This is a genomic window from Mesorhizobium sp. M2A.F.Ca.ET.039.01.1.1 (assembly GCF_003998035.1).
In the GTDB taxonomy this organism is placed as follows: domain Bacteria; phylum Pseudomonadota; class Alphaproteobacteria; order Rhizobiales; family Rhizobiaceae; genus Mesorhizobium.
Genome location: NZ_RZRY01001490.1, coordinates 1 through 503 on the forward strand (window position 1 = coordinate 1; position 503 = coordinate 503).

At 63.8% G+C, this 503-nt stretch carries 1 protein-coding gene; it reads left to right on the top strand.

Annotated features, from left to right (window positions below; all coding sequences use genetic code 11):
- Positions 1–503: AMP-binding protein (locus tag EOA24_RS40600; protein ID WP_145992597.1), on the top strand; the 503-nt coding region annotated here is incomplete at both ends.

Consider the following 503-nt stretch of genomic DNA (forward strand, 5'->3'; position numbering starts at 1 on the left):
AGCCTGGCGATGGTGGTGGGGGTTTTGGCGATCCTGAAGGCGGGCGGCGCCTATCTACCGCTGGACCCGGCCTATCCCAGCGCGCGGCTGCGGCAGGTTGTGGACGATGCCGCGCCGCGGCTGCTAGTTTGCGATGGGGCCGGACGGGCAGCACTCGGCCCCGAGGTGCTGACCAATGTGACGGTGGTCGATCTGGATACGGCCACCCCGGCCTGGGCCGAGCGCGCGCCTTCGGACCCGGACCCGCGCACGCTTGGCCTCACATCACGCCATCTCGCCTATGTAATCTACACTTCAGGCTCTACCGGAACGCCAAAGGGCGTCGAAATGTCCCACGGGTCGCTTGTGAACTCGCTCGCGGGGGTTGCCACGTCAAAACTTTGCACACTTCAATTCGCGACCCTGAACTTCGATGTGTCCTCCCAGGAATTGTTCATTTGCTGGAAGGAGGGTGGACTGCTCGTGCTCTTGCGGGAAGAAACCCGCAAGAGCACGAGCAGTCC